This window comes from Mycolicibacterium lacusdiani, assembly GCF_021916785.1.
GTDB classification, from domain to species: domain Bacteria; phylum Actinomycetota; class Actinomycetes; order Mycobacteriales; family Mycobacteriaceae; genus Mycobacterium; species Mycobacterium lacusdiani.
Map to the genome: position 1 here is coordinate 215941 of NZ_JAKCFC010000001.1, position 25187 is coordinate 241127.

Below are 25187 nucleotides of genomic sequence, written 5' to 3' on the forward strand. Positions count from 1 at the left end.
GAAGGCAGGAGTTCCCGATGGACGTAATGGCTGCTACCGAGTTCCTGGCCCGCTCCACGACGCAGACCAGCGTCGGATGGATCGGCTACATCATCATCGGCGCCATCGCCGGCTGGATCGCGGGCAAGATCGTCAAGGGCGGCGGCTCGGGCATCCTGATGAACATCGTCATCGGCATCATCGGCGCGCTCATCGGCGGGTTCCTGCTGAGCTTCTTCCTCGACACGGCCGGTGGCGGCTGGTGGTTCACCCTGTTCACCGCCATCCTCGGCTCCGTAATCCTGCTGGCGATCGTGGGCGCGGTGCGCAAGCGCTGACGTCAGAGCGCTGCGAGCACGCCGCGCATCGCGGCGGTGACACTGCCGCGATCCGATCGGTACAACGGTCCTTGCCCGTCGGCGAGAAGGATCCGCAGGCGTGCGACGCCGCGTACGCGGGCGGGCGAAGGTGATTCCAACCGATCGATGACGCCCTCGATCAGGTCGGCGGCTCGACGCACTGCGTCGCTGCGTATCGGGACGCGGCCGTGGCGCAGCGAGGTGCCGGTCTCGGCGTCGTAGAGCACGACGCGAAGCGCGTGAGCCAGGTCGGCGCGCTCGGTGTCCGACGACAGTCGCGCGCCGTGCACCTGGAGCGCCGAACCCGGTTCGGGATCCACGCCGGCCTCCAGCTCGCAGTCGTAGCGGTAGGAGAAGACGTGCGCACGCAGTCGCGCGAGGACCGACGGCGCGACGACCGAAGATCGCATCCCGATCCCGTCGGCGACGGGGGCGGGGTTCGGAGCCAATCGTTCTTCTCGCATGTCTGCATCTCCTCGGTGACTAGTGTTCACGCTATAGCGGTCACGCATGACCGGTCAACCGGTTTTACCGGTCATCAAGCGCTATAGTCGACGACGTGACCGCCACGCTCGTCCTCGACGACCCGGACGAGACCAAACCCGCACCCGGCCCGCTGCGTCGGGTGCAGGCGCTGATCAACACCCTCGACCGCGAGACGGACGACGACCGCCTCGCCGACCGCGAGGGCGCCCGGCCGTTGCTGGTGGAACTCGGCCTGCTCGGCTCCGACGCCCCGTTGAGCGCCGCCGATCTCGCTGCCGTGATCGGGGTACGGGAAGCCCTGCACGCACTCGTACTCCACAACTCCGGTGGCCCCGACATCGATGCCCGCGTGCTTCGACCGATTCGCGACCTCGAGGACTACGCGCTGCTCCGGGTCCGGGTGGACGCCGCGGGCGCCGTCGCGGTGGTGCCCGCAGACGATTCGGTGCGCGCTCGGCTCGCCGGGTTGCTGACCGTGGTGTCCGAGGCACAGCGCGCAGGCACCTGGGCGCAGCTCAAGGCGTGCGCCAACGACGAGTGCCTGTGGGCGTTCTACGACCGCTCGCGCAACCACGGGGGCGCGTGGTGCGACATGTCGGGGTGCGGCAACAAGCTCAAGAACCGCGAGTTCCGCGCGCGCAGGCGCTCGACGCGCTGAGCCCGATCAGGTCGAGACGTGCCAGACGAGCGCCGCGGCCAGGGCGCCGAGGCCGTTGAGCGACCAGTGCAGCGCGATCGGCGCGATCAGGCTGCCGCTGCGACCGCGCAACCAGGTGAAGACGAAACCCGCTGCGCCCGTGGCGACCACGGCCAGCACGACGCCCGCGACCATCCCGGCGACGCCGCCACCGAGGATGCGGGTGAAGCCGACGTTGCTGCTCGTCAAACCGAGTGACGTGGCGACGTGCCACAGACCGAACAGCAACGACCCCGCTGCCGCCACGCCGCGGAAGCCCCACGCCCGCGTCATCGCGCCGTGCAGGACGCCGCGGAAGACGAGTTCCTCGGGGATCACCGTCTGCAGCGGAATGATGATCATCGAGGCGAGGAACGCCCCTGACAACGTCGCGTAGTGGTCGTTCATGAACATCGGCCGGGTCCACGGCAGCGCGACCCCGATCGCGATCACCGACGCGACCAACACGACGGCCGCCAGCGCGTAGCCCGCACCAGACCTCCAGTGTTCGCGTCCGAGACCCAGTTCGGCCCACCCCAACCCGCGCGACCGGACCAGCGCCACCAGACCGGCCGCCGCCAGCGGCACGGTGACGACGTTGGCCCACGGCGTGGTGAAGTGCGCGATGAGGTTGGTCAGTGCGAGGACCACCACCACGACGCCGATGTCGACGTAGGTGCGGTAGTGGTTCAGTGCGGACAACTGACCCAGCAGCGGATGCGGGTGGGCATCGGCGGGCAGCACAGTGGTCTCGGACATGACCGGGCAAGTGTATGCGGCAGCGACGTATCGGCAGATCACGAGCCATGCAGCCTCCGCTGGGACACCCGCGGCGCGGGTTCGCGGGGTGCTGAACGATACTGATGCCCGTGCTTGACAGGTGTCAGCTATTGGCCTCGATGCGGGTCCTCGACGTGGGTGGCGCCGAATCCGACGGCGTCGGCAGACTGCTTGCCGATCTGGGCGCCGACGTGCTGAAGGTCGAGCCGCCCGGCGGAGCGGCCGCGCGCACGGCCCGTCCGAGCGTGGCCGGGGTCGGCATCGCGTTCGCCCTCGACAACGCCAACAAACGCTGCACCGTCCTCGACGGCACCAAGGACCGCGACCGGTTCCAGGAGCTGGTCGCCGAGGCCGACGTGCTCGTCGACGGCGGCCGGCCGGGTGGCTGCGCGTCCTTCGGGACCACGCCCGCCGACCTGGCCGAGCGCTTCGGCCACCTCGTCGCGCTGTTGATGACCGACTTCGGGAGCACCGGGCCGTACGCGTCCTGGCGCGCGACCGACGCGGTGCTGTGCGCCATGTCGACCGCCCTGTCGCGCTCAGGTCCGACGGCGGGCCGGCCGGTCCTGCCCCCGCTGGGCATCGCGTCGGCCACGGCCGCGGTGCAGGCCGCGTGGGCCGTGCTCGTCGCCTACCGCCACCGATTGCGCACCGGCACCGGGGAGTACGTCGACTTCTCCCGCTTCGAGGCCGTCGTTCAGTCCCTCGACCCGCCGTTCGGCTCCGAGGGCCAGGCAGCCGTTGGGCAGAAGGCGTCGAACCAGTTGTGGCGTGGCCGTCCGCGCAATCAGCAGATCTATCCGACGTTTCCCTGCCGGGACGGGCACGTCCGCATCTGTCTGCTCTCGCCGAGGCAGTGGCGGGCGATGCGGGAATGGCTCGGCGAGCCAGAGCAGTTCTGCGACCCGAAATTCGACACCATCGGCGCGCGCTACGCGGCGTCGGCGGAAATCAACGCCCTGATCGGGGCGCTGTTCGCCGAGCAGACGATGGGCCACCTGGTCGACGAAGGCCAGGCCCGTGGCGTGCCGATCGCCGCGGTGCTCGACCCGGCCGAGGCGCTGGCCTCCGAACACTTCCGCGCAGTCCGCGCGCTGACGACGGCGGAGTTCGCCGACGGCGTCCGGCTCGACGTGCCGACCGGGGCGTTCGTCGTCGACCGCGCCCGCGCAGGGCTGCGCGAACCGGCACCCGCGGTTGGCTCGGACACCGCTCGGTGGCTCGCTCAGGGGCCCACCGCTGCCTCGCCCGAGGAGCCGGCGGCGCGGCGACCGCTCGACGACCTGCGAATCCTCGACCTCGGCGTCATCGTCGCCGGTGGCGAACTCGGCAGGCTGTTCGCCGACATGGGCGCCGACGTCGTCAAGGTGGAGAGTGCCGCATACCCCGACGGGCTGCGCCAAACGCCGCCCGGCCAGCCGATGAGCCGCTCCTGGGCGTTGACCCACCGCAACGAGCGCAGCCTCGGCATCGACCTGCGCCACGCGGGCGGTGCCGCGGTGTTCCGCGGTCTGGTCGCCTCGGCCGACGCGGTGTTCGCCAACTTCAAACCGGGCACTTTGGACGCGCTCGGCCTGTCCTTCGACGAGCTGCGGGCGCTCAACCCGGACGTCGTGCTGGCCGAGAGCAGCGCTTTCGGCGCCGACGGGCCGTGGAGCGGCCGGATGGGTTACGGCCCCCTGGTACGTGCGACCACCGGTGTCAGCAGGCTGTGGTCGGACCGCACCCCAGGGGGTGCCGGCGGCGCGTTCTTCGACGCGACGACCATCTTCCCCGATCACGTCGCCGCGAAGATCACCGCGATCGCGGCACTGGCGGCGCTGATCGGCCGTCGGGACGGCGCGACGCGCGTGCACGTGTCCCAAGCCGAGGTGGCCATCAACCAACTCGCGGCGGCCTACGTCGTCGATGCCGCTCGCGCGTCGGGCGCCGAACTCGACGACGACGCCGCCGTCCACGCGGTGCTGCCGTGCGCGGGCGACGACGAGTGGTGCGTCGTCTCGGTCACCACCGAGGACCATCGTCGCGCACTGTTGGGCGTCGTGGGTTCGCCCGACGCTGGCGCGGATCTCGTCGAGGCCTTCGTCACCGCGCTGGCATCGTGGACCGCGGACCGGGACAAGGCCGACGTCGCGCGGACGCTGCAGGAGGCCGGCGTGCCCGCGGGCCCGATGTACCGCGCGGCCGACGTGCTTGCCGATCCGCAGATCGTGGCGCGCGCCGTGTTCACCGAGGCGAGCCATCCGCTGTTCCCGGCGCCCATGCCCACCGAGACGCGGCCTGCGCGCTACAGCCACCTGCCCGACGCCGAGCTGCGGCCCGCGCCGATGCCCGGCGAGCACACCCGGGCAATCTGCACCGAGGTCCTCGAGATGCCTGCCGGTGAGATCGACGAATTGATCACCGCGGGCGCGCTGTTCGACTGGATCCGCCCGGACGCCGAACCCGACCCTCGCATCGGCTCCGCCGAGTGAACCGCCACCCCAGAAAGGTGTCCTCGTGACCATCGATCCCCGCACGCCGGTACTCGTCGGCTACGGCCAGGTGAATCAGCGCGAGACCGATCCCACGGTCGAACCCGTCGACCTGATGGAGTCGGCTGCTCGCGCCGCGGCCGACCCGCGCGTGCTGGAGGCGGTGGACTCGGTGCGCATCGTCAACCTGTTGTCGTGGCGCTATCGCAATCCCGGTCTGCTTCTTGCGCAACGCATTCGAGCGTCGAGCGCCGAGGGCAGGTACACCAGCATCGGTGGCAACGTGCCCCAGTCGCTGGTCAATCAGGCGTGCCTGGACATCCAGGGCGGCAAGCTGGACACGGTGCTGATCGCGGGTGCCGAGACGTGGCGGACCAGGACGCGCGCGCGTGCCGCAGGCACCAAGTTGGAGTGGACGAAGCAGGACGACTCGGTGCCGGAGCCGCCCGGTGCCGACGACGAGTTCCAGATGGCAGGCGACGTCGAGATCGCGATCAAGCTGGACCGCCCGGCGTACGTGTACCCGATGTTCGAGCAGGCGGTGCGGATCGACGCCGGGGAGTCGCCCGACGAGCACCGTCGCCGGATCGGCGAACTGTGGGCGCGCTTCAGCGCGGTCGCCGAGGCCAATCCGCATGCGTGGAGCACCGAAGCCGTCGCCGCCGAGGACATCTGGCAACCCAGCCCGACGAACCGCATGGTGTCGTGGCCGTACACCAAGCTGATGAACTCGAACAACATGGTCGACCAGGGCGCGGCGCTGGTACTGATGTCGGCGGAGAAGGCGACGCACCTGCAGATCCCGCGTGACCGCTGGATCTTCCCGTACGCAGGCACCGACGCCCACGACACCTACCTAATCGGCGAACGCGCCGAATTCCACCGCTCGCCCGCGATCAGGATCGCCGGAGCGCGTGCGCTGGAACTCGCGGGCCTCGGCGTCGACGACGTCGACCTCGTCGACGTGTATTCGTGCTTCCCGTCCGCGGTCCAGGTCGCCGCCCGCGAACTCGGCCTCGCGCTCGACGATCCGTCGCGACCGCTGACCGTCACCGGTGGACTGACCTTCGCAGGCGGGCCGTGGAACGACTACGTGTCGCACTCCATCGCCACCATGGCCGAGCGTCTCGCGGCGGCGCCGGACGCCGTCGGGCTGATCACCGCCAACGGCGGCTACCTGACCAAGCACAGCTTCGGCCTCTACGGGGCCAAGCCGCCGGCGCACGAATTCCGTTGGCAGGACGTGCAATCCGAGGTCGATGCCGAGCCGACGCGGGTGGCAGAGGGTGACTGGACCGGTACCGGCACCGTCGAGACGTGGACGACGCCCTTCACCCGCGAGGGCGCGCCGGAGAAGGCGTTCGTGGCCGTCCGCACGCCGTCGGACACGCGCGCACTCGCCGTGCTCACCGATGCCTCCGACGCCCAGGCCAGCGTGGACGGCGACATCGCGGGCGCCAAGGTGCGCGTCGACGCCGGAGGCCGAGCCGCCCTCCTGTAGCCCGGAGGGGTTGACGCCCCCCACGCCGGCTGCCTAATGTGAGGCACACCACGAATTGAAACGTTTCAATACACAGAGGGGCGCGATGAGCGACGCAGCGGCCGACCGGGTGTGCTTCGTACTTCGGCTGAAGCCGGACCGCGTCGACGAGTACGTCGAGGCCCACCGGCACGTCTGGCCGGAGATGCTCGAGGCGCTGAGCGACGCCGGCTGGCGCAACTATTCGCTGTTCGTGCGCCCCGACGACGGCCTGGTGGTCGGCTACCTCGAGACCCACGACTTCGCAGCGGCGCAGACGTCGATGGCCGCCACCGAGGTCAACGCCCGCTGGCAGGCACGCATGGCCGACTTCTTCGACAACCCGCCCGGCGTGGCGCCGGATGAGGCGATGCGACCGCTGACCGAGTACTTCCACCTCGACTGACGACCACCTCCACCGACGACACCGAGACAGGGACGACGATGAACATCGGAGCGCGCAGCACGACCGGGTGGCGGGCGACCATCGCGGTCGCCATGTCCAACTACATCGAGGCGGGGTCGATCATCGCCATCGCGACCAGTCTCGCGTTCTGGCAGGCCGAATTCGACATCAGCGACTTCGCCGTCGGACTGCTCGCCGCCTTGAGCGCCAACGCCTTCGGCGCTGCGATCGGCGCGATACTCGGCGGGCCGCTGTGCGACCGGTTCGGCCGCAAGGCGATCTACACCTACGACCTGTTGGTCTACATGGTCGGCGTGCTGCTCGCGGCCTTCGCCGTGAACTTCACCATGCTGCTGGCCGCGTTCGTGATCACCGGGATCGCCGTCGGCGCAGGCGTACCGGCGTCGTGGACCTACATCGCCGAACAGGCGCCGTCGGAGGGCCGCGCCAAGCACGTCGGCACCGCACAGCTGGCGTGGTCGGTGGGACCGCTGATCGGCTTCGCCCTCGCCGCTGCGCTCGCGCCGCTGGGCCTGCTGGGCTCGAGGCTGATCTTCCTGCATCTGTTCGTCGTCGCGGCGGTCGTCTGGTGGGTCCGTCAGGGCCTCGCCGAGTCCGCGATCTGGACCGAGGAGGGCAAGTCCGGCACCGGCACCCAGGGGAGCGGAGCGACGGCGGGTGGACAAGCCTCGGTGCTCGGAGCCCGTGGGCTGCGGGGCTTGTTCTCGCGGCGGGTCAACATCACCGCGCTGCTGTTCCTCGGCGGCATCTACCTGTTCTGGAACACCGTCGCAGGCCAGGCCGGCATCTTCATGCCGAGGGTGTACGACACCGCGGGCCTGCACAGCGCGATAGCGCAGAACCTGCTGCAGGTCCTGGTGTGGGGCTGCACGGTCGCGGCCACGTACTTCGGCTTCATGCGGTACGCCGACCGGATGTCGCAGCGGCGTCTCTACGTCATCGGCGCCGCACTCGGCATAGTCGGCTGGATCGTGCTGGTGGCCTTCACCGACCGCGGCGTCCCCACGATGCTGGCGTTCGCGGTGCTGTGGGGCGTGTCGGCGGGTATCGGCGCCCAGGCGTTCTACAGCCTGTGGGCCAGCGAGCTGTTCGCCACGCCATACCGGGCCAGCGCGCAGGGCGTGATGTTCTGCGTGGTGCGCAGTTTCACCGGTCTGCTGAGCTACTTCTTCCCGACGCTGCTGGCCGTCACCGGCCTCACCGGGGTGGGCCTGCTGCTGATCGGCCTGCTCACGGTCGCCCTCGTGATCGGCGCGGTGTGGGCGCCGGAGACCCGCGGGAAGACGTTGCGCCAGATCGAGGTCGAGCGCTACGGGAAGGTGGAGAGTGTGGTGGACAGTGCCACCCCGTCGACGGATCCGTCCGGCGGGAACGAGACGGAGGTCGCGGTCCGATGAACGCCCTACTCGACAACCTCGCCATCGAGCTGCCCTCCTGGGCGTTCGGCAACTCCGGCACGCGCTTCAAGGTCTTCGGCACGCCGGGCACGCCGCGCACCATCGAGGAGAAGATCGCCGACGCAGCGATGGTCCACCGCCTGACCGGGATGGCGCCGAGCGTGGCGCTGCACATCCCGTGGGACCGGGTCGACGACTACGGGGCGCTCGGCTCGTACGCCGCCGAGCACGGGGTCCGGTTGGGCACCATCAACTCGAACACCTTCCAGGACGACGACTACAAGTTCGGCAGCCTCACCCACACCGACAAGGCGGTGCGCCAGAAGGCCATCGACCACCACCTGGCCTGCATCGAGATCATGGAGCAGACGGGGTCTCGGGACCTCAAGATCTGGTTGGCCGACGGCACCAACTACCCGGGGCAGGGCGACATCCGTGGCAGGCAGGACCGCCTCGCCGAATCCCTGGCGACGATCTACCAGCACGTCGGACCCGGCCAGCGAATGGTGTTGGAGTACAAGTTCTTCGAGCCGGCCATGTACATGACCGACGTGCCGGACTGGGGCACGTCCTACGCGCACGTCAGTGCGCTCGGGGAGCGGGCGAAGGTGTGCCTGGACACCGGACATCACGCTCCCGGCACCAATATCGAGTTCATCGTCGCCCAGCTGCTGAGGCTGGGAAAGCTGGGGTCGTTCGACTTCAACTCGCGGTTCTACGCCGACGACGACCTCATCGTGGGGGCGGCCGATCCGTTCCAGCTGTTCCGGATCATGTTCGAGGTGATCCGGGGTGGCGGCTTGGATGGAGCCAGCGACCTCGCGCTGATGCTCGACCAGTGCCACAACGTCGAGGCCAAGATTCCCGGTCAGATTCGCTCCGTGCTCAACGTGGCGGAGATGACCGCCCGTGCCCTGCTGGTGAACACCGAGGCGCTGACCGCCGCGCAGGAGAGCGGCGACGTACTGACCGCGAACGCGATCGTGATGGACGCGTTCTACACCGACGTCCGGCCCGCCATGGCGCAGTGGCGCACCGAGCGCGGACTGCCCGCCGACCCGATGCGTGCCTTCGCCGAATCGGGATACCAGAACACCATCGACGCCGAACGCGTCGGCGGCACCCAGTCCAGCTGGGGAGCGTGAGAGGACCACAATGGCCAACCGCAATGACACCGTCACCGAACTGATCGCCCGGTCCAACCGGCTCGGCGCCGATCCGAAGAACACCAACTATGCAGGCGGAAACACCTCCGCCAAGGGGTCCGAGGTCGACCCGGTCACCGGAGCACCCGTCGAGCTCCTGTGGGTCAAGGGGTCCGGGGGAGACCTCGGCACCCTGACCGAGAACGGCCTTGCAGTCCTGCGGCTCGACAGGATGCGCGCGCTCGTCGACGTGTATCCCGGCGTCGAGCGCGAGGACGAGATGGTCGCCGCCTTCGACTACTGCCTGCACGGCCGCGGCGGCGCAGCACCGTCGATCGACACCGCGATGCACGGGCTGGTGGACGCCGCCCACGTCGATCACCTCCATCCCGATTCCGGCATCGCGCTGGCGACCGCCGCCGACGGCGAGGCGCTCACCAAGCAGATCTTCGGCGACCGGGTGATCTGGGTGCCCTGGCGGCGCCCGGGTTTCCAGCTCGGCCTCGACATCTCGGAGATCAAGGCGCGCAACCCCCAGGCGATCGGCACGATCCTGGGCGGGCACGGCATCACCGCGTGGGGCGACACCTCGGCCGAGGCCGAGGCGCACTCGCTGGAGATCATCGACACCGTCGCCCGCTACATCGAGGTCAACGGCCGGCCTGAGCCGTTCGGCGCGCCGCTACCCGGCTACGGGGCGCTGCCCGATGCGCAGCGCCGCACCAAGGCCGCGGAACTCGCGCCGTTCCTGCGTGGCCTGGTGTCGACGGACCGTGCGCAGGTCGGACACTTCACCGACGATCCGCGGGTGCTCGAATTCCTCGGCGCCGCCGAACATCCGAGGCTCGCCGCGCTCGGCACCAGCTGCCCCGACCACTTCCTGCGGACCAAGGTCAAGCCCATGGTGCTCGACCTGCCTGCCGACGCGCCGGTCGAGGAATGCCGCCGCAGGCTGGCGGAGCTGCACGCGACCTACCGCGACGACTACCGGGCGTACTACGAGCGGCACGCCTCGGCTGACAGCCCGGCCATGCGCGGCGCCGACCCCGCGATCGTCCTCGTGCCCGGCGTCGGCATGTTCAGCTACGGCAAGGACAAGCAGACCGCCCGGGTGGCCGGTGAGTTCTACCTCAACGCCATCAACGTGATGCGCGGCGCCGAGGCGATCTCGACCTACGCGCCGATCGACGAAGCGGAGAAGTTCCGCATCGAGTACTGGGCGCTGGAGGAGGCCAAGCTCGCGCGCATGCCCAAGCCCAAGCCGCTGGCCACCCGCATCGCGCTGGTGACCGGGGCTGCGTCGGGCATCGGCAAGGCGATCGCGACGCGTCTGGCCGCCGAGGGGGCATGCGTCGTCATCGCCGATCTGAACGCCGAGAAGGCCGCGGCCGCCGCAGCGGAGATCGGCAGCGCCGACGTCGCGGTCGGCATCGCCGCCGACGTCACCGACGAGACCGCCGTCCAGGAGGCGGTGGACGCCTGCGTGCTGGCGTTCGGTGGCATCGACATCGTCGTGAACAACGCCGGTCTGTCGCTGTCGAAGTCGCTGCTGGAGACCACGGCCGAGGACTGGGATCTGCAACACGACGTGATGGCGCGCGGCTCGTTCCTGGTGTCGAAGGCGGCCGCGCGGGCGTTGATCGACCAGGGTCTCGGCGGCGACATCATCTACATCTCCTCGAAGAACTCGGTGTTCGCCGGCCCCAACAACATCGCGTATTCGGCCGCCAAGGCCGACCAGGCGCACCAGGTGCGATTGCTTGCAGCCGAACTCGGCGAGCACGGCGTCAAGGTCAACGGCATCAACCCCGACGGCGTGGTGCGCGGGTCCGGCATCTTCGCCGGCGGGTGGGGTGCGAAGCGGGCCGCGGTGTACGGGGTGCCGGAGGAAGAACTCGGCGCGTACTATGCCCAGCGCACGCTGCTCAAACGAGAGGTGTTGCCGGAGAACATCGCCAACGCGGCGTTTGCGCTGTGCACGTCGGACTTCTCGCATACGACGGGGTTGCACGTGCCGGTGGATGCGGGCGTGGCAGCAGCGTTTCTCCGATGAGCGGTAGGGCGCGCTTCGTCGCGGTCGACCTCGGCGCGACCAGCGGTCGGGTCATGCTCGCCGACGTCGGCCCGGATTCGTTCGAAATGCGCGCGCTGCACCGGTTCCCGAACGATCCGGTGTACCTGTGGAACGGCGAACGTGCCGCCATGCACTGGGACCTGCCCGGCCTGTTCGCCGGGGTCTGCGCCGGCCTCGCGGAGGCCGGGCGGGAGGCGCCTGACCTCACCAGTGTCGGGGTGGACTCGTGGGCGGTGGACTACGGCTTGCTGCGCGGGGGAAAGCTGCTCGGGCTGCCGTACAACTACCGCGACGCCCGGTGTGCCCGCGGCGTCGACGCCGTGCACGCCACGGTGTCCCAGGACCGGTTGTTCGCCCGAAACGGGTTGCAGTTCCTGCCGTTCAACACCGTATTCCAACTCGCCGCCGACCGCACCGAGGGGCTGCTCGACCAGGCCGACGCCGCACTGCTGGTACCGGACCTGATCGGGTACTGGCTGACCGGTGAGATGTCCACCGAGCGCACCAACGCCTCGACCACGGGGCTGCTGGGCATCGACGGGCAGTGGGACGCGGATCTCGAGTCGATGCTCGGGCTCCCCGTCGGCCTCTTCCCGAGGCTGAGCGAACCCGGCGCGGAGCTGGGCCCGGTGTTGCGCGACCTCGCCGAGCGAGCCGGCCTGCCCGACGGTCTGCGCGTCACCACGGTGGCGTCGCACGACACGGCATCGGCGGTGGTCGCCGTCCCGATGAACGCAGCGTCGGCGGCCTACGTGTCGTGCGGCACGTGGGCGCTGGTGGGCGTCGAGGTGGGCGGGCCCGTCGTCACCGAGGGCGCCCGGGCGGCCAACTTCACCAACGAGGTGGGCGCCGACGGACGAATCCGGCTGTTGCGCAACGTGATGGGCATGTGGCTGCTCAGCGAGAGCGTGCGCCAGTGGCAGCGTGACGGCTCGCACGTCGACCTGCCCCGCCTGCTGGAGCAGGCCGCCGCCTGTCGACCGCCGGTCGAGGTGTTCGACGGCGACGACCCGCGGTTCGTCGAGCCCGGGGACATTCCCGGACGCATCTCCGCCTGGTACAGCGAGCGTGGGCTGCCCGTTCCGCAGGGCCGGCCGGAGATGACGCGCGCCATCGTCGAGTCCCTCGCCGCGGGCTTCGCGCGCGGCGTCGAGGAGGCTGCATCGCTGTCCGGCGTACCCGTCGAGACGGTGCACGTCGTCGGGGGCGGCGCAATGAACCGGCTGCTGTGCCAGTCGGTCGCCGACCGCGTCGATCGGCCGGTCGTCGCCGGGCCGGTGGAGGCGACGGCGATCGGTAACGTTCTGATTCAAGCCCGCGCGCACGGCCTGGTGCGCGGGGACCTCGACGCTCTGCGTGGCACGATCAGCGCCTCGGTGCCCACGGAGCGATACGTACCGCAACGGGCTCCGGCCGGAAGGGTGTGACAGCCATGAACGAGAAGACGAGGCGCCGGCTGCCGAACAGGCACGACCTGGCCCCGCTGATGCAGTTCAAGAAGCCGGAACTCAACGCCACGAAGCGGCGCCTGGACAAGGCACTGACCATCGAGGACCTGCGTCGCATCGCCAAGCGCCGCACGCCGCGGGCCGCGTTCGACTACACCGACGGCTCCGCCGAGGCCGAGCTGTCCATCGGGCGGGCGCGCCAAGCCTTCGCCGACGTCGAGTTCCACCCGGCGATCCTGCGGGACGTGTCCAAGGTCAGCACCGGCTGGGACGTGCTCGGCGCGCCGGTGAGCCTGCCGTTCGGCATCGCGCCGACGGGGTTCACCCGGATGATGCACACCGAGGGCGAGATCGCAGGCGCCCACGCGGCGGCGCGGGCGGGCATTCCGTTCGCACTGTCCACGATGGGCACCACGGCCATCGAGGACGTCAAGGCCGCCAACCCATACGGCCGCAACTGGTTCCAGCTCTACATGTGGAAGGACAGGGACCGCTCGATGGCGCTCGTCGAGCGCGCCGTGGCGGCCGGTTTCGACACGCTGATGGTGACGGTGGACGTGCCGGTGGCCGGTGCGCGGCTGCGGGACAAGCGCAACGGGATGTCGATCCCGCCCGCGCTGACGCTCGGCACCGTGGTCAACGCCATTCCGCGTCCGCAGTGGTGGTTCGACTTCCTGACCACCGAGCCGTTGTCGTTCGCGTCGCTGGATCGATGGTCGGGCACGGTCGCCGAACTGCTCGACACGATGTTCGATCCGACCGTCACGTTCGACGACCTGGCATGGATCAGGTCGCAGTGGCCCGGCAAGTTCGTGGTGAAGGGCATCCAGACGGTCGCCGACGCGCGAGCCGTGACCGACCTCGGCGTCGACGGCGTCCTGCTGTCGAATCACGGTGGCAGGCAGCTCGATCGGGCCCCCATCCCGTTCCACCTGCTGCCGGAGGTGGTCGCCGAGGTGGGCGGCGACGTCGAGATCATGCTCGACACCGGGATCATGTCCGGTGCCGACGTGGTCGCGGCGATCGCGATGGGCGCCCGGTTCACGCTGATCGGCCGCGCCTACCTGTACGGTCTGATGGCCGGCGGCGAGGCGGGGGTGGACCGCGCGATCGCGATCCTGACCGACCAGGTGGAACGCACGATGCGCCTGCTCGGCGTCACGTGCCTGGAGGAGCTGACGCCACAACACGTCACGCAACTGGTGCGCCTGGCTCCTCGGCAGCGCGCGGGGGAGTAGCGCGTGAGCCGGTCGGAGGCCGTGGGGATCCGCGACGTCGCGCTTGCAGCGTCGGTGTCGGTCGGGACGGTGTCCAACGTGCTCAACTCGCCCGAGCGGGTCGCACCGGCGACGGTCGCGCGCGTGCACGCCGCGATCGAGGAGCTGGGCTTCGTCCGCAACGACGCGGCGCGGCAGTTGCGGGCAGGCCAGTCTCGGTGCGTCGGCCTGCTGGTCCTCGACGTGGGCAACCCGTTCTTCACCGACGTCGCCCGCGCGGCCGAAAGACGTGCTGCGGGAAACAATTTGGTGGTGCTGCTCGGCACGACCGACGACGACGCCCGGCGTGAACGGGTCTACCTCGAGACGTTCGAGGAGCAGCGGGTCTTCGGCCTGCTGATCTCCCCGGTGGGCGAGGACCTCGAGCGTCTGCACGTGGCGCGCCGCCGGGGCATTCCGGTGATCCTGGTGGATCGCGACGGAACGGGCACGCCGTTCCCGTCCGTCGCCGTGGACGACGTCGCAGGCGGCGGGTTGGCCGCCCACCACCTGTGCGATCAGGGCCGCACCCGCATCGCGTTCGTGGGCGGGCCGCACGGTCTGCGGCAGGTCGCCGACCGCCTGGCGGGCGCGCGGGCTGCGGTGGCCGAGCATGCGGGTGTCGGGCTGGAGGTATTCGACACCGACGAGCCGACGGTGCTGGCCGGACGCGCGGCGGGGGAGCGGTTGTGCGCGCTGCCCGCAGGCCGCAGGCCCGACGCCGTCTTCTGTGCGAACGACCTGTTGGCGATCGGGGTGCTGCAGGCGTTGACGGTCGGCGGGGTGCGCGTGCCCGACGACGTCGCCGTGATCGGCTACGACGACATCGACTTCGCCCGCTCGGCGGCGGTTCCGCTGTCGTCGGTCCGTCAGCCGAGCGCCGACATCGGAACGACGGCGATCGACCTGCTACTCACCGCCGCGGAGTCCCCGGACGCCGAGCCCCGGCACGTGGTGTTCCGGCCGGAGCTGGTGGCCCGCGCGTCGACCGGCGCGCCGGCGGCAGCTACCTGACGGTCGCTACTTGATGGTGTAGCCGCCGTCGATCACCAGATCGGCGCCGTTCACCATCGCCGATGCGCCGGAGGCGAGGAAGACTGCGGCAGCGGCGATCTCGTCGGGATAGGCGAACCGGCCGGTGGGGATCAGCTTCTTCAGCGCATCGCCCCTGGGGTTGTCCCATGCCTTGATGCCGAGGTCGGTGAGTACCACCGTCGGCGAGATGGTGTTGACCCGTACGCCCTTCGGCGCCCATTCGGTGGCGAGGACCTTGCTGATGCCGACCACGCCGAACTTCGACGCGCAGTAGGCGACGTGCTGGTCGATCGCGACGCTCGCGGCTTGGGAGGCCATGTTGATGATGACGCCCGAGCCTGCGTCGAGCATGTGCCTACCTGCCGCCTGACACATCAGGAACGTGCCCTTGAGGTTGATGGCGATGGTCGAGTCCCAGTCCGCGAGCGACAGTTCCTCGGCGGGCGCGAGCCTGGCGACGCCCGCGCAGTTGACCAGGACGTCGATCCGGCCGAACTCGGCGATCACCGCGTCGATCACGGTGGCCACGGAGTCGGGATCGGATACGTCGCAGGCGAATCCGCGGCTGCCGGGCAACGTGCCTGCCAGCTCCGACGCGCCTGCCTCGTTGAGGTCGACGACGGCGATCCGAGCGCCCTTGGCGGAGAAGGCGGCCGCGATGGCCGCGCCGATGCCCGACGCCCCGCCGGTCACGAGCGCCACCAGTCCGTCGAGGCGGAAGTCGAAGTCGACTGTGGGTTCTGCTGTCTCGGGCACGTGATCGTCTCCTCGGGTCGTCGTTGGTGCGGTTGGGGTCGGTGGTCAGTCCAGAACGGCTGCGGCGACGTCGGTGTCGGTCACCAGCGACGACACCAGGCCGGAACGCAGGACGGCCTTGGTGGCGGCCACCTTCTCGGGTCCGGTCGCCAGGGCGATGCGGGTGGGGATGGCACGCAGCCGAGCCTCGTCGATGCCCATTCGGCGTTCGTCGAGGCCCGGGATGCGGTTGCCGTCGGCGTCGAGCAGCAGGGCGCAGGTCTCGGCGCACACCCCGGCGGCGGCGAGCGCCGCCACCTCGTCGTCGGTCAGCGACGCGTACACCTGGGAGGCGCCGGGCGCCCACGCTCCGACGGACACGATCGCGCAGCTGACCTTCGGATGCCGTTCGACGGTCTCGCGGATCTGTGGGTTGCTGGCGAGACTCGCCGCGGTGCGCGCGTCGGGCACCACCAGCGGCGCGTAGAGGGGCCAGGACTCGCCTCCGCTGACCTCGCTGATGCGCCGGACCAGGTCGGCGCCGTTGGAGGTGATGGCGCCGGCCATTCCCGTGAGTTGTACGACGTCGCAACGGGGTAGGGACGTCAGGAACGGTGCGATGTGGGTGAGTGTGCGGCCGCAGTCGACGCCGACGACGTCGCCGTCGCGCAGGATGGACTGGAGCAGCTCGGCCATTGCCTTTGCGACGGCGTGCACCCGGTCGGCGGCGTTGCTGGTGTCGGCGGAGACGGCGTAGGCGTGCTCGAGGCCGTAGCGACGCTGCAGGGCGGTGGAGAGGTCGACGTCGATGGAGCCGGGGTTGTGGATCTTGATCTCGACCATGCCCGACTCGATGGCCTCGTCGAGCATCCGGGCGACCTTGAAGCGCGAGAGCCCGAACTCCTCGGCGATCTGGATGCGGGTGCGCCCCTCGAGGTAATAGCGCCGGGCTATCACCGCCCGCTGGAACAACTCGTCAGGCCCCATCCGTCCCCTCCCATGGGTCGAGAGCCGCTATGCTCACCTGCCGCTGCACATATGTGCAAGCCCGTTGACAGATGAGCATACGCATTGCATGATCCACACCACAAAGACACACATGAGTATCGGAAATCACAGATGAGCAATGAGGACATCGCGCTGGCATCGCTGGCCGGTTCGGTGTTGTCCCGGGAATCGGCTGCGGTGAGCGCACTCGTCGGCAACGTCGAGTCGAGCGTCGTCGCCGTGGCACGGCAGATGCTCGCCGTCACCGGCAAGGTCGTCACCACCGGCTCGGGCACGTCCGGGATCATGGCCGAGCGTCTCGCCCACCTGCTGTCGGTGTGCGGCACGCCCGCGGTGTACCTGCCGTCCATGGACGCCCTGCACGGCGGCATGGGCGCCATCACCGGCGCCGATCTGGTGATCGCGATCTCGAAGACCGGCCAATCCCACGAACTCGTCAACCTCGTCGAACGTCTGGGCCGCAAGGGCATCCACGTCGTGGCGGTGACCGAGAGCCCCGCATCGCCGTTCGCGCTCGCCGCAGGCAGCGTCGCCGCGCTACCGCAGACGCCGCCCGGCGCCGACCCGGGCGACATGATCGCGATGGCCAGCACCCTTGCGGTGGGCGCGTGGAGCGACGCGGTCGCGGTGGTCACGATGTCGATGCGCGGGCACACCGTCGGCGACGTCATCGACAGCCACCCGGCCGGCGGTGTCGGCGTACGTGGTCACCGACCCGGTGACGAGACGGCGCCGGTGGTACCCGCGTGAGCAATCCAGCCGTGCTTGGCGTCGACTCGTCCACGCAGTCGTGCAAGGTCGAGATCCGCGATCTGGCCACCGGTCGACTGCTGGGCTCCGGCTCGTCCCCGCACCCGCCGGCCTTCCCGCCCGTCGCCGAACAGCATCCGGACGTTTGGGTCGCCGCGTTCGTCGCCGCCACCGGCATGGCGATGGCCGCGTGCGACCAGCGACCCGACGTCCGCGCGATCTCGGTGGCGGCGCAGTGCCACGGCATGGTGCTCCTCGACGAGCGCGGCGACGTGCTGCGCGCCGCCAAGCTCTGGAACGACACCACCGGCGCGCCGAATCTGTCGCGTCTGGTCGACCGCATCGGAGCGCGCCGCTGGGTCATGCGGATCGGCACGCTGCCGACGGCCGCGTTCACGATCGCCAAGCTGGCGTGGGTCGCGGAGAACGAGCCGCGGCTGCTCGACCGCCTCGCGACCATCCTGCTGCCTCACGACTACCTGACCTACTGGCTCACCGGGCAGAAGGTGACCGACCGCTCCGACGCCTCGGGCACCGGCTACTTCGACGCCACCGACGGGCTGTGGATCCCCTCCTACCTCGAACTCGCAGGGGGAAGCCGGGATTGGGCCGCCACGCTGCCGACCGTCCTGGGCCCCGCCGACGCCGCGGGCACCGTGCTGCCGGCCCGTGCCGAGCAGCTCGGCATCGGGCACGACGTCCTGGTCGGTGCGGGTGGCGGCGACCAGCACGCGGCCTACCTCGGCCTCGGCCTCACCGATGGCGACCTGTACTTCAGCATCGGCACCTCCGGCGTCGTCGCGACGTCCTCGCGCGGCCCGGTGTTCGACACCACCGGTGCGGTCGACGGCGTCGCCGACATGACCGGCGGCTACCTGCCGTTGATGAGCACGCTGAACGCCGCCCGGGTCGTGGATCGAGCCGCCGCCCTGCTGGGCACCGATCTGGCGGGCATCTCGGCGCTGGCTCTGGCGGCCGGGCCCACCCAGGGTCCCGTCGTGGCGCCGTTCCTCGACGGCGAACGCACCCCCGACCGACCCGATGCCCGCGGCGCCATCGCCGACGTGACGTCGCGGACCACGCGCGAGGAACTCGCCCGCGCATTCGTCGAGGGGCCGCTGCTCTCCCTGATGTCGGGACGCGACAGCCTGGCCGACTGCGGCGTCGACACCAGCGGCGCGGCGACCGTCGTCGGCGGCGGCGCACGCTCACCGGCCACCCTGCAGCTGCTCGCCGACCTGCTCGGCGACGAGGTCACCGTGCCCGACGTCGACGAGGCCACGGCCCGCGGTGCCTGCATCCAGGCCGCCGCCGTGGCGTCGCGCACCGACCGCGCCGGGCTCGTCGACCTCGCCAAGCGGTGGCATCCCGAGGCACGCGCACGCGTGGCGCCCCGGGCACACGGCCGCGACCTCGGCGCGCTACGCACCCGCTGGGCCCAGCTCGCCGCGTCACCCGTCCTGGACGGAGGCGCCCGATGAACGACCTCGCGTCCTGGCACGCCGACTTCCCCGGACTGCTGGCCGGCTCGGTGTACGCCGCGCACGGCTCTCGGGTGGCGGCCGCGCAGACGCTGGCCGACACCGGCATCGACGTCCACGTCGACGTGATGGCCGTCTCGGAGGGCCTGCCCGCGGGGGTCAGTCTCGACGAGCTGCAACGCATCTCGGCCGTCGTCCCGAGTGAACGCGTCGGGGTCCACGTGATCGGGTCCAAGGACTTCGTCGACGCCGTGCTGCCCAAGATCCTCGCGGTGCACCCCGGTGTCGTGTTCCTGCCATGGCAGGCCTTCACCGCCGAGCGTGCCGACGCGATCCGGGTGGCAGGCGGGTCGGCGTGGATCGCCGTGTGGCGCGAATGGGACGGAATCGGCGAACCGCAGTGGCCCGCCGAACCCGACGGCGTGCTGGTCATGCTCATCCAGCCCGGCACCCAGGACCGCTGCCGGCTGGACCGGATCGGGCTCGTCACCGCCTGTACCGCCCAATTCTCGGAACTACCCGTGGCCGTCGACGGAGGAGTCACCGAGGACGTCGCGCCGCTGTGCGCCGCCGCCGGTGTCCGCCAGATGGTCGTCGGGCGCGCTCTGCTGAACACCAGACGAAGGGAAACGACATGACTACGACATCGCCCGCCACCCCGCCCGAGACGATGCGGGCCAGCGTCATGACCGACGTCGGCACGCTCGAGATCGAGGACCGGCCCGTCCCGGCGCCCGGCCCGCACGAGGTGCTCGTCGAGGTCGCCGCGGTCGGGGTCTGCGGATCCGACGTGCACTACTACCGGCACGGCCGGATCGGTGACTTCGTCGTCGAGGACCCGATGATCCTCGGCCACGAACTCTCGGGCCGCATCGCCGCGGTCGGCGAACGCGTCGATCCCACGCGCGTCGGCCAGCGGGTCGCCGTGGAGCCGCAGCATCCGTGCCGGCGGTGCAAGCAATGCACCGCCGGACGCTACAACCTCTGCCCGTACATGGAGTTCTACGCGACGCCGCCGATCGACGGTGCGTTCTGCCGCTACGTCACCATCGACGCCGAATTCGCCCACCCCGTACCGGATTCCATGTCCGACGACGCGGCGGCGCTGCTCGAGCCGCTGTCGGTGGCGATCACCACCATGCGCAAGGCAGGCGTGGAACCGGGCTCGTCGATCCTGATCGCAGGCGCCGGGCCCATCGGCGTGCTCTGCGCGCAGGCCGCCCGTGCGTTCGGTGCGTCGCGCATCGTCGTCACCGATCTCCTCCCGTCCCGTCGCGAGAAGGCGCTGCAGTTCGGCGCGACCGAGGTGCTCGACCCGACCGCGGTCGACGTGTCGGCGATCGAACCGGTCGACGCCTTCGTCGATGCCACCGGAGTGCCCGCCGCCGTTGTCAGCGGCATCAAGGCCGTCGGCCCGGCCGGACACGTCGTGCTGGTCGGCATGGGCGCCGACGAGTACGCGCTGCCGGTCAGCCACATCGCCAATCTGGAGATCACCGTCACCGGGGTGTTCCGCTACACCGACACGTGGCCCGCCGCAATCCATCTGGTGTCCAGCGGGGCGATCGACCTCGACTCGATGGTGACCGGACGCTACGACCTCGAACACGTCGCCGACGCCCTCGACAGCGACACCGACCCTGCCAGCCTCAAGTCGATTGTGAATCCTCGATGACACAGAACCCCTTTGACCTCACCGGCCGCACCGCCCTGGTGACCGGCGGGAACCAGGGCCTCGGCAAGGCCTTCGCGATGGGTCTGGCCCAGGCCGGCGCCCGCGTGGCGTTCTCGGGCCGCAACGCCGAGCGCAACCAGAAGGTGGTCGCCGAGGCCTCGGGTGCCGGCATCGACCTGCACGCGATCACCGCCGACATCACAGTCAAGGCCGACGTCGACCGGATGACGGCCGAGGCGCTCGACGCGCTCGGGCGCATCGACGTCCTCGTGAACAACGCGGGCACCTGCTACCACGCGGAGTCGTGGGACGTCACCGAACAGCAGTGGGACGACGTGTTCGACCTCAACGTCAAGGCGCTGTGGGCCTGCTCGCTCGCCGTGGGTGCGCACATGCGCGAGCAGGGGTCCGGCTCGATCGTCAACATCGGCTCGATGTCCGGACTGATCGTGAACCGCCCGCAGTGGCAGCCGGCCTACAACGCCAGCAAGGCCGCCGTGCATCACCTCACGAAGTCGCTTGCCGCCGAATGGGGTCCGCTCGGCATCCGGGTCAACGCCTTGGCGCCGGGTTACGTCAAGACCGACATGGCGCCGGTCGACCGTCCGGAGTTCAAGCAGCACTGGATCGACGACGCACCTCTGCTGCGCTACGCCCTGCCCGAGGAGATCGCACCGAGCGTGGTCTTCCTGGCCAGCGACGCGGCCTCGTTCATCACGGGTTCCGTGCTGGTCGCCGACGGCGGGTACACCGCATGGTGACCGCCGCCGAAGCGATCCGCCGGGTCGTGGTCAACTCCCTCGACGACGTGGTCATCGAGACCGTGCCGGAGGCCGAACCGAGCGCGGGCGAGGTGCGCGTGCGCAGCACGGTCGTCGGCATCTGCGGATCGGACCTGCACGCGGCGTGCGGCCACCATCCCTTCATCGACCTGCCCTACCGGCCCGGGCACGAGGTGGTGGGCGTGGTCGACGCCGTCGGACCCGGTGTCGACGACTCCTGGGTCGGCAGCCGCGTCGCCGTCGAACCCAACCTCGCGTGCGGGCACTGCCCCCAGTGCGAAGCGGGTAGGTACAACGTGTGCCGCGAGCTGCTGGTCCTCGGGTGCCAGACGCCGGGAGCCCTGGCCGACAGCTTCACCGTCGCCGCCGATCGCCTCGTCGCGCTGAACCCGACCCTCGACGACGATCACGCGATCCTCATCGAGCCGCTCGCCACGCCGATCCACGCCGTGCGCCGTGCCGCGGCGGCGGTGGGCGATCTGCGCGGTCGCCCCGTCGTCGTCATCGGCGCCGGACCGATCGGGCTGTTCGCCCTGCTGGCGGCCCGTCAGGCCGGGGCCACCGTCGTGGTCGCCGACCTACTCGCATCGAAGCGGGAGCGGGCCGAACGCCTCGGCGCCACCGGCAGTTTCGATCCGACCGCCGCCGACGCCGTCGCGGCCGCGCACCGCCTGCTGGGGGGACCGGCCGCCGTCGTCATCGACTGCGTCGCGATCGAGGGTTCAGTGGCCCAGGCCGTCGACCTGGTCGACAAGGGCGGCGCGATCATGATCGTCGGCGTCTCGTCCGGTGCGACACCGGTCCGGCTCGACCTCGTCCAGGACCGCGAACTGTCGCTGATCGGCAACCTGATGTACGTCCGGGAGGACTTCCTCGCCGCGATCGATCTGCTGGCCTCCGGAACGGTGCCGATCGACGAGTTCATCAGCGCCCGTTTCGACCTCGAGCATTCCGCGCAGGCGTTCGCCGCGTCGGCGGACCCCGAGAACGTCAAGGTGGTGGTGTCGGTCGGCAGGAGCAGTGAGCCCGTGTCGGTCGGCGCCGCATCGGTGGGGAGTTCGTCATGACAGCTCCTTCCCCGTCGCTTCGCTCGCCCCAGGCCGCCATTCTCGAGTGTTCCGACATCACCAAGAGCTTCGGCGGGGTGCCCGTTCTGCGCGGCATCACGCTCAACCTCGAACCCGGCACCGTCACGGCGCTGGCGGGCGAGAACGGTGCGGGCAAGTCGACGCTGATGAAGATCGTCAGCGGCCAGTACAGCGCCGACTCCGGTGACGTCACCGTCCAGGGCACCCACCTGGCGCCAGGCAATCCGCGTGACGCCGTCCGGCACGGCGTGGCGATCGTGCCCCAGGAACTCGCGTCCATCGAGGACATGACGGTCTACGAGAACCTGTTCGTGGGGCGGGAACTGAAGCGCGGGCCGTTCCTGAACCGCAAGGCGATGATCGACGAGGCGAAGGAGACGCTCTCGGCCTTCGACGTCGCCATCTCGCCGACCGCGCGAATGGGCAGCCTGCCCGTCGGGCTGCGCCAGATCGTCGAGATCGTGAAGGCCGCGCGCACCGGCGCTCAGGTCGTCATGCTCGACGAGCCCACGTCCGCGATCTCCGAACGCGAGGTCGAGGGCCTCTACGGCATCGTGCGCCGGTTGCGCGACCACGGCGTCGCCATGGTCTACACGACGCACAAGATGGCCGAGATCCGCGCCATCGCCGACCGGGTGGTGGTGCTGCGCGATGGCGGGCTCATCCTCGACGAGCCGCTCACCAACGTGACCGACGACGACATCGTCACCGCGATGATCGGCCGGGAACTCGACGCGCTGTTCCCCGCCCGCGTCGACCCCAAGGCGGAAGCGGTGCTCGAGGTCAGGGACCTGCACGTGGACGGTGCGTCGGGGCCCGTGTCGTTCTCGGTTCGGTCCGGCGAAATCCTCGGTCTCGCAGGCCTCGTCGGCGCCGGACGCACCGAGCTCCTCGAGGCGATCTTCGGTGCGCGGCACACCTCGTCCGGCGAGATCGTCGTGCGCGGCCGGACCGTGAAGCGCAACTCCCCGGCAGCGGCCATCGCCGACGGCATGGCGATGGTGCCCGAGGACCGCAAGATCTCCGGCGTCGTGCTGTCGATGAGCGTGCTGGACAACGGATCGCTACCCCGCCTGTCGGCGTTCAGCGTCGCGGGTTGGCTACGCGGCAAGGCCAGGACGACGGCCGTCTCCGACGTGATGAAGTCGGTGCGGCTGCGCAGCAGCGGCTTAAGCCAGCAGGTCGGGACGCTGTCGGGCGGCAACCAGCAGAAGGTGGTGCTGGCCAGGTGGCTGACCGGTGACGTCAACGTGCTGCTGCTCGACGAGCCCACCCGCGGCGTCGACGTCGGCGCCCGCAGCGAGATCTACCGCATCATCACCGAGTTCGCCGAGGCAGGCATGGCGGTGGTGATGGCGTCGTCGGACATGCCCGAGATCATCGGTCTGTCGCACCGGGCGTTCGTCATGCGCGACGGCGCGCTGGTCGGAGAACTCGACCGCGACGCACTCGACCACCCGGCCGTCCAGGAATCCGTGTTCCGCATGGCGACCGCACTCGACGGGCCCCAGCACCCCGAGAGCCCATCAACCCCCACGGCCGGAGATCGGCCCCAGTCACCGGAGGCAACATCGTGACCACCCAACTCGACACCGAAGGCGGCCAGGAGGGATCCAAGACCGTCGTCGCGTCGCCGACGACGGGCGAGCCCGTGCGGCTGTTCTCCCGCGAATGGCTCAGCGGCATGGCGCTGCGCTACTCGATGGTGATCATCATGCTGCTGGTGATCGCGTACTTCAGTTACCGCAGTGCGCGTTTCGGCACCGTCGACAACCTGGTGACGATCCTGGTGGCGGCGGCGCCCTTCGCGCTGATCGCGCTGGGACAGACCCTGGTCGTGCTCACCGGCGGCATCGACCTGTCCGTGGGCAGCGTCATCGCGGTGTCGGCCATGGCGGGCGCCGCCACGGCCAAGGCCAACCCGGGCCAGGTCTGGATGACGGTCCTGGTCGCCATGGTGGTCGGACTCGCCGTCGGCTCGGTCAACGGAATCCTGGTCTCGCGCATAAACGTTCCACCGTTCATCGCGACGTTGGGCACACTGACCGCGGGGTCGGGTCTCGCCTACGTCATCGGCGGCGGCGCACCGATCAACGGCCTGCCCGCCGAGTTCGGGTCCATTGCCAACACCAAGATCCTCGGCCTGCAGATCCCGGTGCTCGTGATGATCATCGGCATCATCGTGCTGATGGTCGTGATGCGGCGAACCACCTACGGCATGCGCGTGTACGCCGTGGGCGGCAACCGCAACGCCGCCGAGATCGCGGGCATCAACGCCAAGAACGTGCTCTTCAGCGTCTACGCGCTGACCGGCCTGCTGGCGGGCATTTCCGGCGTCATGCTGGCGTCCCGCGTCATCTCGGGTCCGCCCAACCTCGGTCAGGGCTACGAGCTCGATGCCATTGCCGCCGTGGTGATCGGTGGCGCCAGCCTGATGGGCGGCCGCGGCACCATCTGGGGAACGGTGCTGGGCCTGTTCATCATTCAGACGCTCAACAACGGCCTCGACATCCTCGTCGTGCCCGCCTACTGGCAGGACGTCATCAAGGGCGTCCTGATCGTCGCGGCAGTCGCCGTGGACGTCTGGTCCAACCGCCGAAGAACCTGACCCGC

23 protein-coding genes are annotated in these 25187 nt (G+C 70.1%); 19 read left to right on the forward strand and 4 right to left on the reverse strand.

Annotated elements, in window-relative coordinates; genetic code table 11:
- The first annotated feature begins 17 nt into the window (after nt 1–17).
- Nucleotides 18–317 (forward strand): GlsB/YeaQ/YmgE family stress response membrane protein, encoded by a 300-nt coding sequence (locus LOK44_RS01060; RefSeq protein WP_163917429.1) that lies wholly within the window; start codon nt 18–20, stop codon nt 315–317.
- A 2-nt stretch (nt 318–319) separates the two neighbouring features.
- Here the strand turns inward: LOK44_RS01060 and LOK44_RS01065 are convergent, their stop codons facing one another.
- Nucleotides 320–802: a hypothetical protein gene (locus tag LOK44_RS01065; protein ID WP_237568119.1), complete on the reverse strand. Its 483-nt coding sequence runs from the start codon at nt 800–802 to the stop codon at nt 320–322.
- Between the two features lie 95 nt (nt 803–897).
- Here LOK44_RS01065 and LOK44_RS01070 point away from each other — a divergent pair, with 95 nt between their 5' ends.
- Entirely contained in the window at nt 898–1482 is a 585-nt protein-coding gene (locus LOK44_RS01070; RefSeq protein ID WP_237568120.1) for a CGNR zinc finger domain-containing protein, read from the forward strand.
- A gap of 6 nt (nt 1483–1488) precedes the next feature.
- Here the strand turns inward: LOK44_RS01070 and LOK44_RS01075 are convergent, their stop codons facing one another.
- Nucleotides 1489–2259: a CPBP family intramembrane glutamic endopeptidase gene (locus tag LOK44_RS01075; protein WP_237568121.1), complete on the reverse strand. Its 771-nt coding sequence runs from the start codon at nt 2257–2259 to the stop codon at nt 1489–1491.
- Between the two features lie 104 nt (nt 2260–2363).
- On the opposite strand from LOK44_RS01075, the gene LOK44_RS01080 reads away from it, so the two are divergent.
- The 9 genes from LOK44_RS01080 to LOK44_RS01120 all read left to right on the forward strand — a co-directional run bounded on the left by LOK44_RS01080 (nt 2364) and on the right by LOK44_RS01120 (nt 15034).
- Entirely contained in the window at nt 2364–4754 is a 2391-nt protein-coding gene (locus tag LOK44_RS01080) for a CaiB/BaiF CoA-transferase family protein (protein ID WP_237568122.1), read from the forward strand.
- 25 nt (nt 4755–4779) lie between these two features.
- Nucleotides 4780–6255, forward strand: a complete 1476-nt coding sequence (locus tag LOK44_RS01085) for an acetyl-CoA acetyltransferase (RefSeq protein ID WP_237568123.1) — start codon at nt 4780–4782, stop codon at nt 6253–6255.
- Between the two features lie 85 nt (nt 6256–6340).
- The gene (locus LOK44_RS01090; RefSeq protein WP_237568124.1) at nt 6341–6679 is read left to right on the forward strand and encodes an L-rhamnose mutarotase; all 339 of its coding nucleotides are present in this window, start codon (nt 6341–6343) and stop codon (nt 6677–6679) included.
- A 38-nt stretch (nt 6680–6717) separates the two neighbouring features.
- Nucleotides 6718–8097: an MFS transporter gene (locus tag LOK44_RS01095; protein WP_237568125.1), complete on the forward strand. Its 1380-nt coding sequence runs from the start codon at nt 6718–6720 to the stop codon at nt 8095–8097.
- Nucleotides 8094–9242, forward strand: coding sequence for an L-rhamnose isomerase (rhaI, locus tag LOK44_RS01100; RefSeq protein WP_237568126.1), 1149 nt, complete (start codon nt 8094–8096; stop codon nt 9240–9242). The genes LOK44_RS01095 and rhaI overlap by 4 nt, the downstream gene beginning before the upstream one ends.
- 10 nt (nt 9243–9252) lie before the next feature.
- Complete coding sequence (locus LOK44_RS01105; RefSeq protein WP_237568127.1) at nt 9253–11295, forward strand: bifunctional aldolase/short-chain dehydrogenase; 2043 nt, start codon at nt 9253–9255, stop codon at nt 11293–11295.
- Nucleotides 11292–12743 carry a rhamnulokinase gene (locus LOK44_RS01110; RefSeq protein ID WP_237568128.1) on the forward strand — a complete coding sequence of 484 codons (1452 nt, stop codon included), beginning with the start codon at nt 11292–11294 and terminating at the stop codon, nt 12741–12743. The genes LOK44_RS01105 and LOK44_RS01110 overlap by 4 nt, the downstream gene beginning before the upstream one ends.
- 5 nt (nt 12744–12748) lie before the next feature.
- On the forward strand, nt 12749–14002 hold the full coding sequence (locus tag LOK44_RS01115; protein WP_237568129.1) for an alpha-hydroxy acid oxidase: 1254 nt from the start codon (nt 12749–12751) through the stop codon (nt 14000–14002).
- Nucleotides 14003–14029: 27 nt separating this feature from the next.
- Nucleotides 14030–15034, forward strand: a complete 1005-nt coding sequence (locus tag LOK44_RS01120; protein ID WP_237568918.1) for a LacI family DNA-binding transcriptional regulator — start codon at nt 14030–14032, stop codon at nt 15032–15034.
- Between the two features lie 6 nt (nt 15035–15040).
- Here the strand turns inward: LOK44_RS01120 and LOK44_RS01125 are convergent, their stop codons facing one another.
- Complete coding sequence (locus tag LOK44_RS01125) at nt 15041–15811, reverse strand: SDR family oxidoreductase (RefSeq protein WP_237568130.1); 771 nt, start codon at nt 15809–15811, stop codon at nt 15041–15043.
- Between the two features lie 45 nt (nt 15812–15856).
- Nucleotides 15857–16777: a sugar-binding transcriptional regulator gene (locus LOK44_RS01130; RefSeq protein WP_237568131.1), complete on the reverse strand. Its 921-nt coding sequence runs from the start codon at nt 16775–16777 to the stop codon at nt 15857–15859.
- A gap of 132 nt (nt 16778–16909) precedes the next feature.
- Between LOK44_RS01130 and LOK44_RS01135 the strand changes: the two genes are divergently transcribed.
- Genes LOK44_RS01135 through LOK44_RS01170 form a run of 8 tightly spaced genes read left to right on the forward strand, consistent with a single transcriptional unit; the run spans nt 16910 to nt 25182 of the window.
- On the forward strand, nt 16910–17548 hold the full coding sequence (locus LOK44_RS01135; protein ID WP_237568132.1) for an SIS domain-containing protein: 639 nt from the start codon (nt 16910–16912) through the stop codon (nt 17546–17548).
- Nucleotides 17545–19029 (forward strand): xylulokinase, encoded by a 1485-nt coding sequence (gene xylB / locus LOK44_RS01140; RefSeq protein ID WP_237568133.1) that lies wholly within the window; start codon nt 17545–17547, stop codon nt 19027–19029. The genes LOK44_RS01135 and xylB overlap by 4 nt, the downstream gene beginning before the upstream one ends.
- Nucleotides 19026–19667 carry a beta/alpha barrel domain-containing protein gene (locus tag LOK44_RS01145; protein ID WP_237568134.1) on the forward strand — a complete coding sequence of 214 codons (642 nt, stop codon included), beginning with the start codon at nt 19026–19028 and terminating at the stop codon, nt 19665–19667. The genes xylB and LOK44_RS01145 overlap by 4 nt, the downstream gene beginning before the upstream one ends.
- A complete protein-coding gene (locus tag LOK44_RS01150) occupies nt 19664–20704 on the forward strand; it encodes an NAD(P)-dependent alcohol dehydrogenase (RefSeq protein WP_237568135.1) in 1041 nt (346 codons plus the stop codon). Before LOK44_RS01145 ends, LOK44_RS01150 begins: the two co-directional genes overlap by 4 nt.
- Nucleotides 20701–21465 (forward strand): SDR family NAD(P)-dependent oxidoreductase, encoded by a 765-nt coding sequence (locus LOK44_RS01155; protein ID WP_237568136.1) that lies wholly within the window; start codon nt 20701–20703, stop codon nt 21463–21465. The genes LOK44_RS01150 and LOK44_RS01155 overlap by 4 nt, the downstream gene beginning before the upstream one ends.
- On the forward strand, nt 21459–22553 hold the full coding sequence (locus LOK44_RS01160; RefSeq protein ID WP_237568137.1) for a zinc-dependent alcohol dehydrogenase: 1095 nt from the start codon (nt 21459–21461) through the stop codon (nt 22551–22553). Before LOK44_RS01155 ends, LOK44_RS01160 begins: the two co-directional genes overlap by 7 nt.
- On the forward strand, nt 22550–24151 hold the full coding sequence (locus tag LOK44_RS01165) for a sugar ABC transporter ATP-binding protein (protein ID WP_237568138.1): 1602 nt from the start codon (nt 22550–22552) through the stop codon (nt 24149–24151). The genes LOK44_RS01160 and LOK44_RS01165 overlap by 4 nt, the downstream gene beginning before the upstream one ends.
- Nucleotides 24148–25182: an ABC transporter permease gene (locus LOK44_RS01170; RefSeq protein ID WP_237568139.1), complete on the forward strand. Its 1035-nt coding sequence runs from the start codon at nt 24148–24150 to the stop codon at nt 25180–25182. Before LOK44_RS01165 ends, LOK44_RS01170 begins: the two co-directional genes overlap by 4 nt.
- Nucleotides 25183–25187 lie beyond the last annotated feature (5 nt).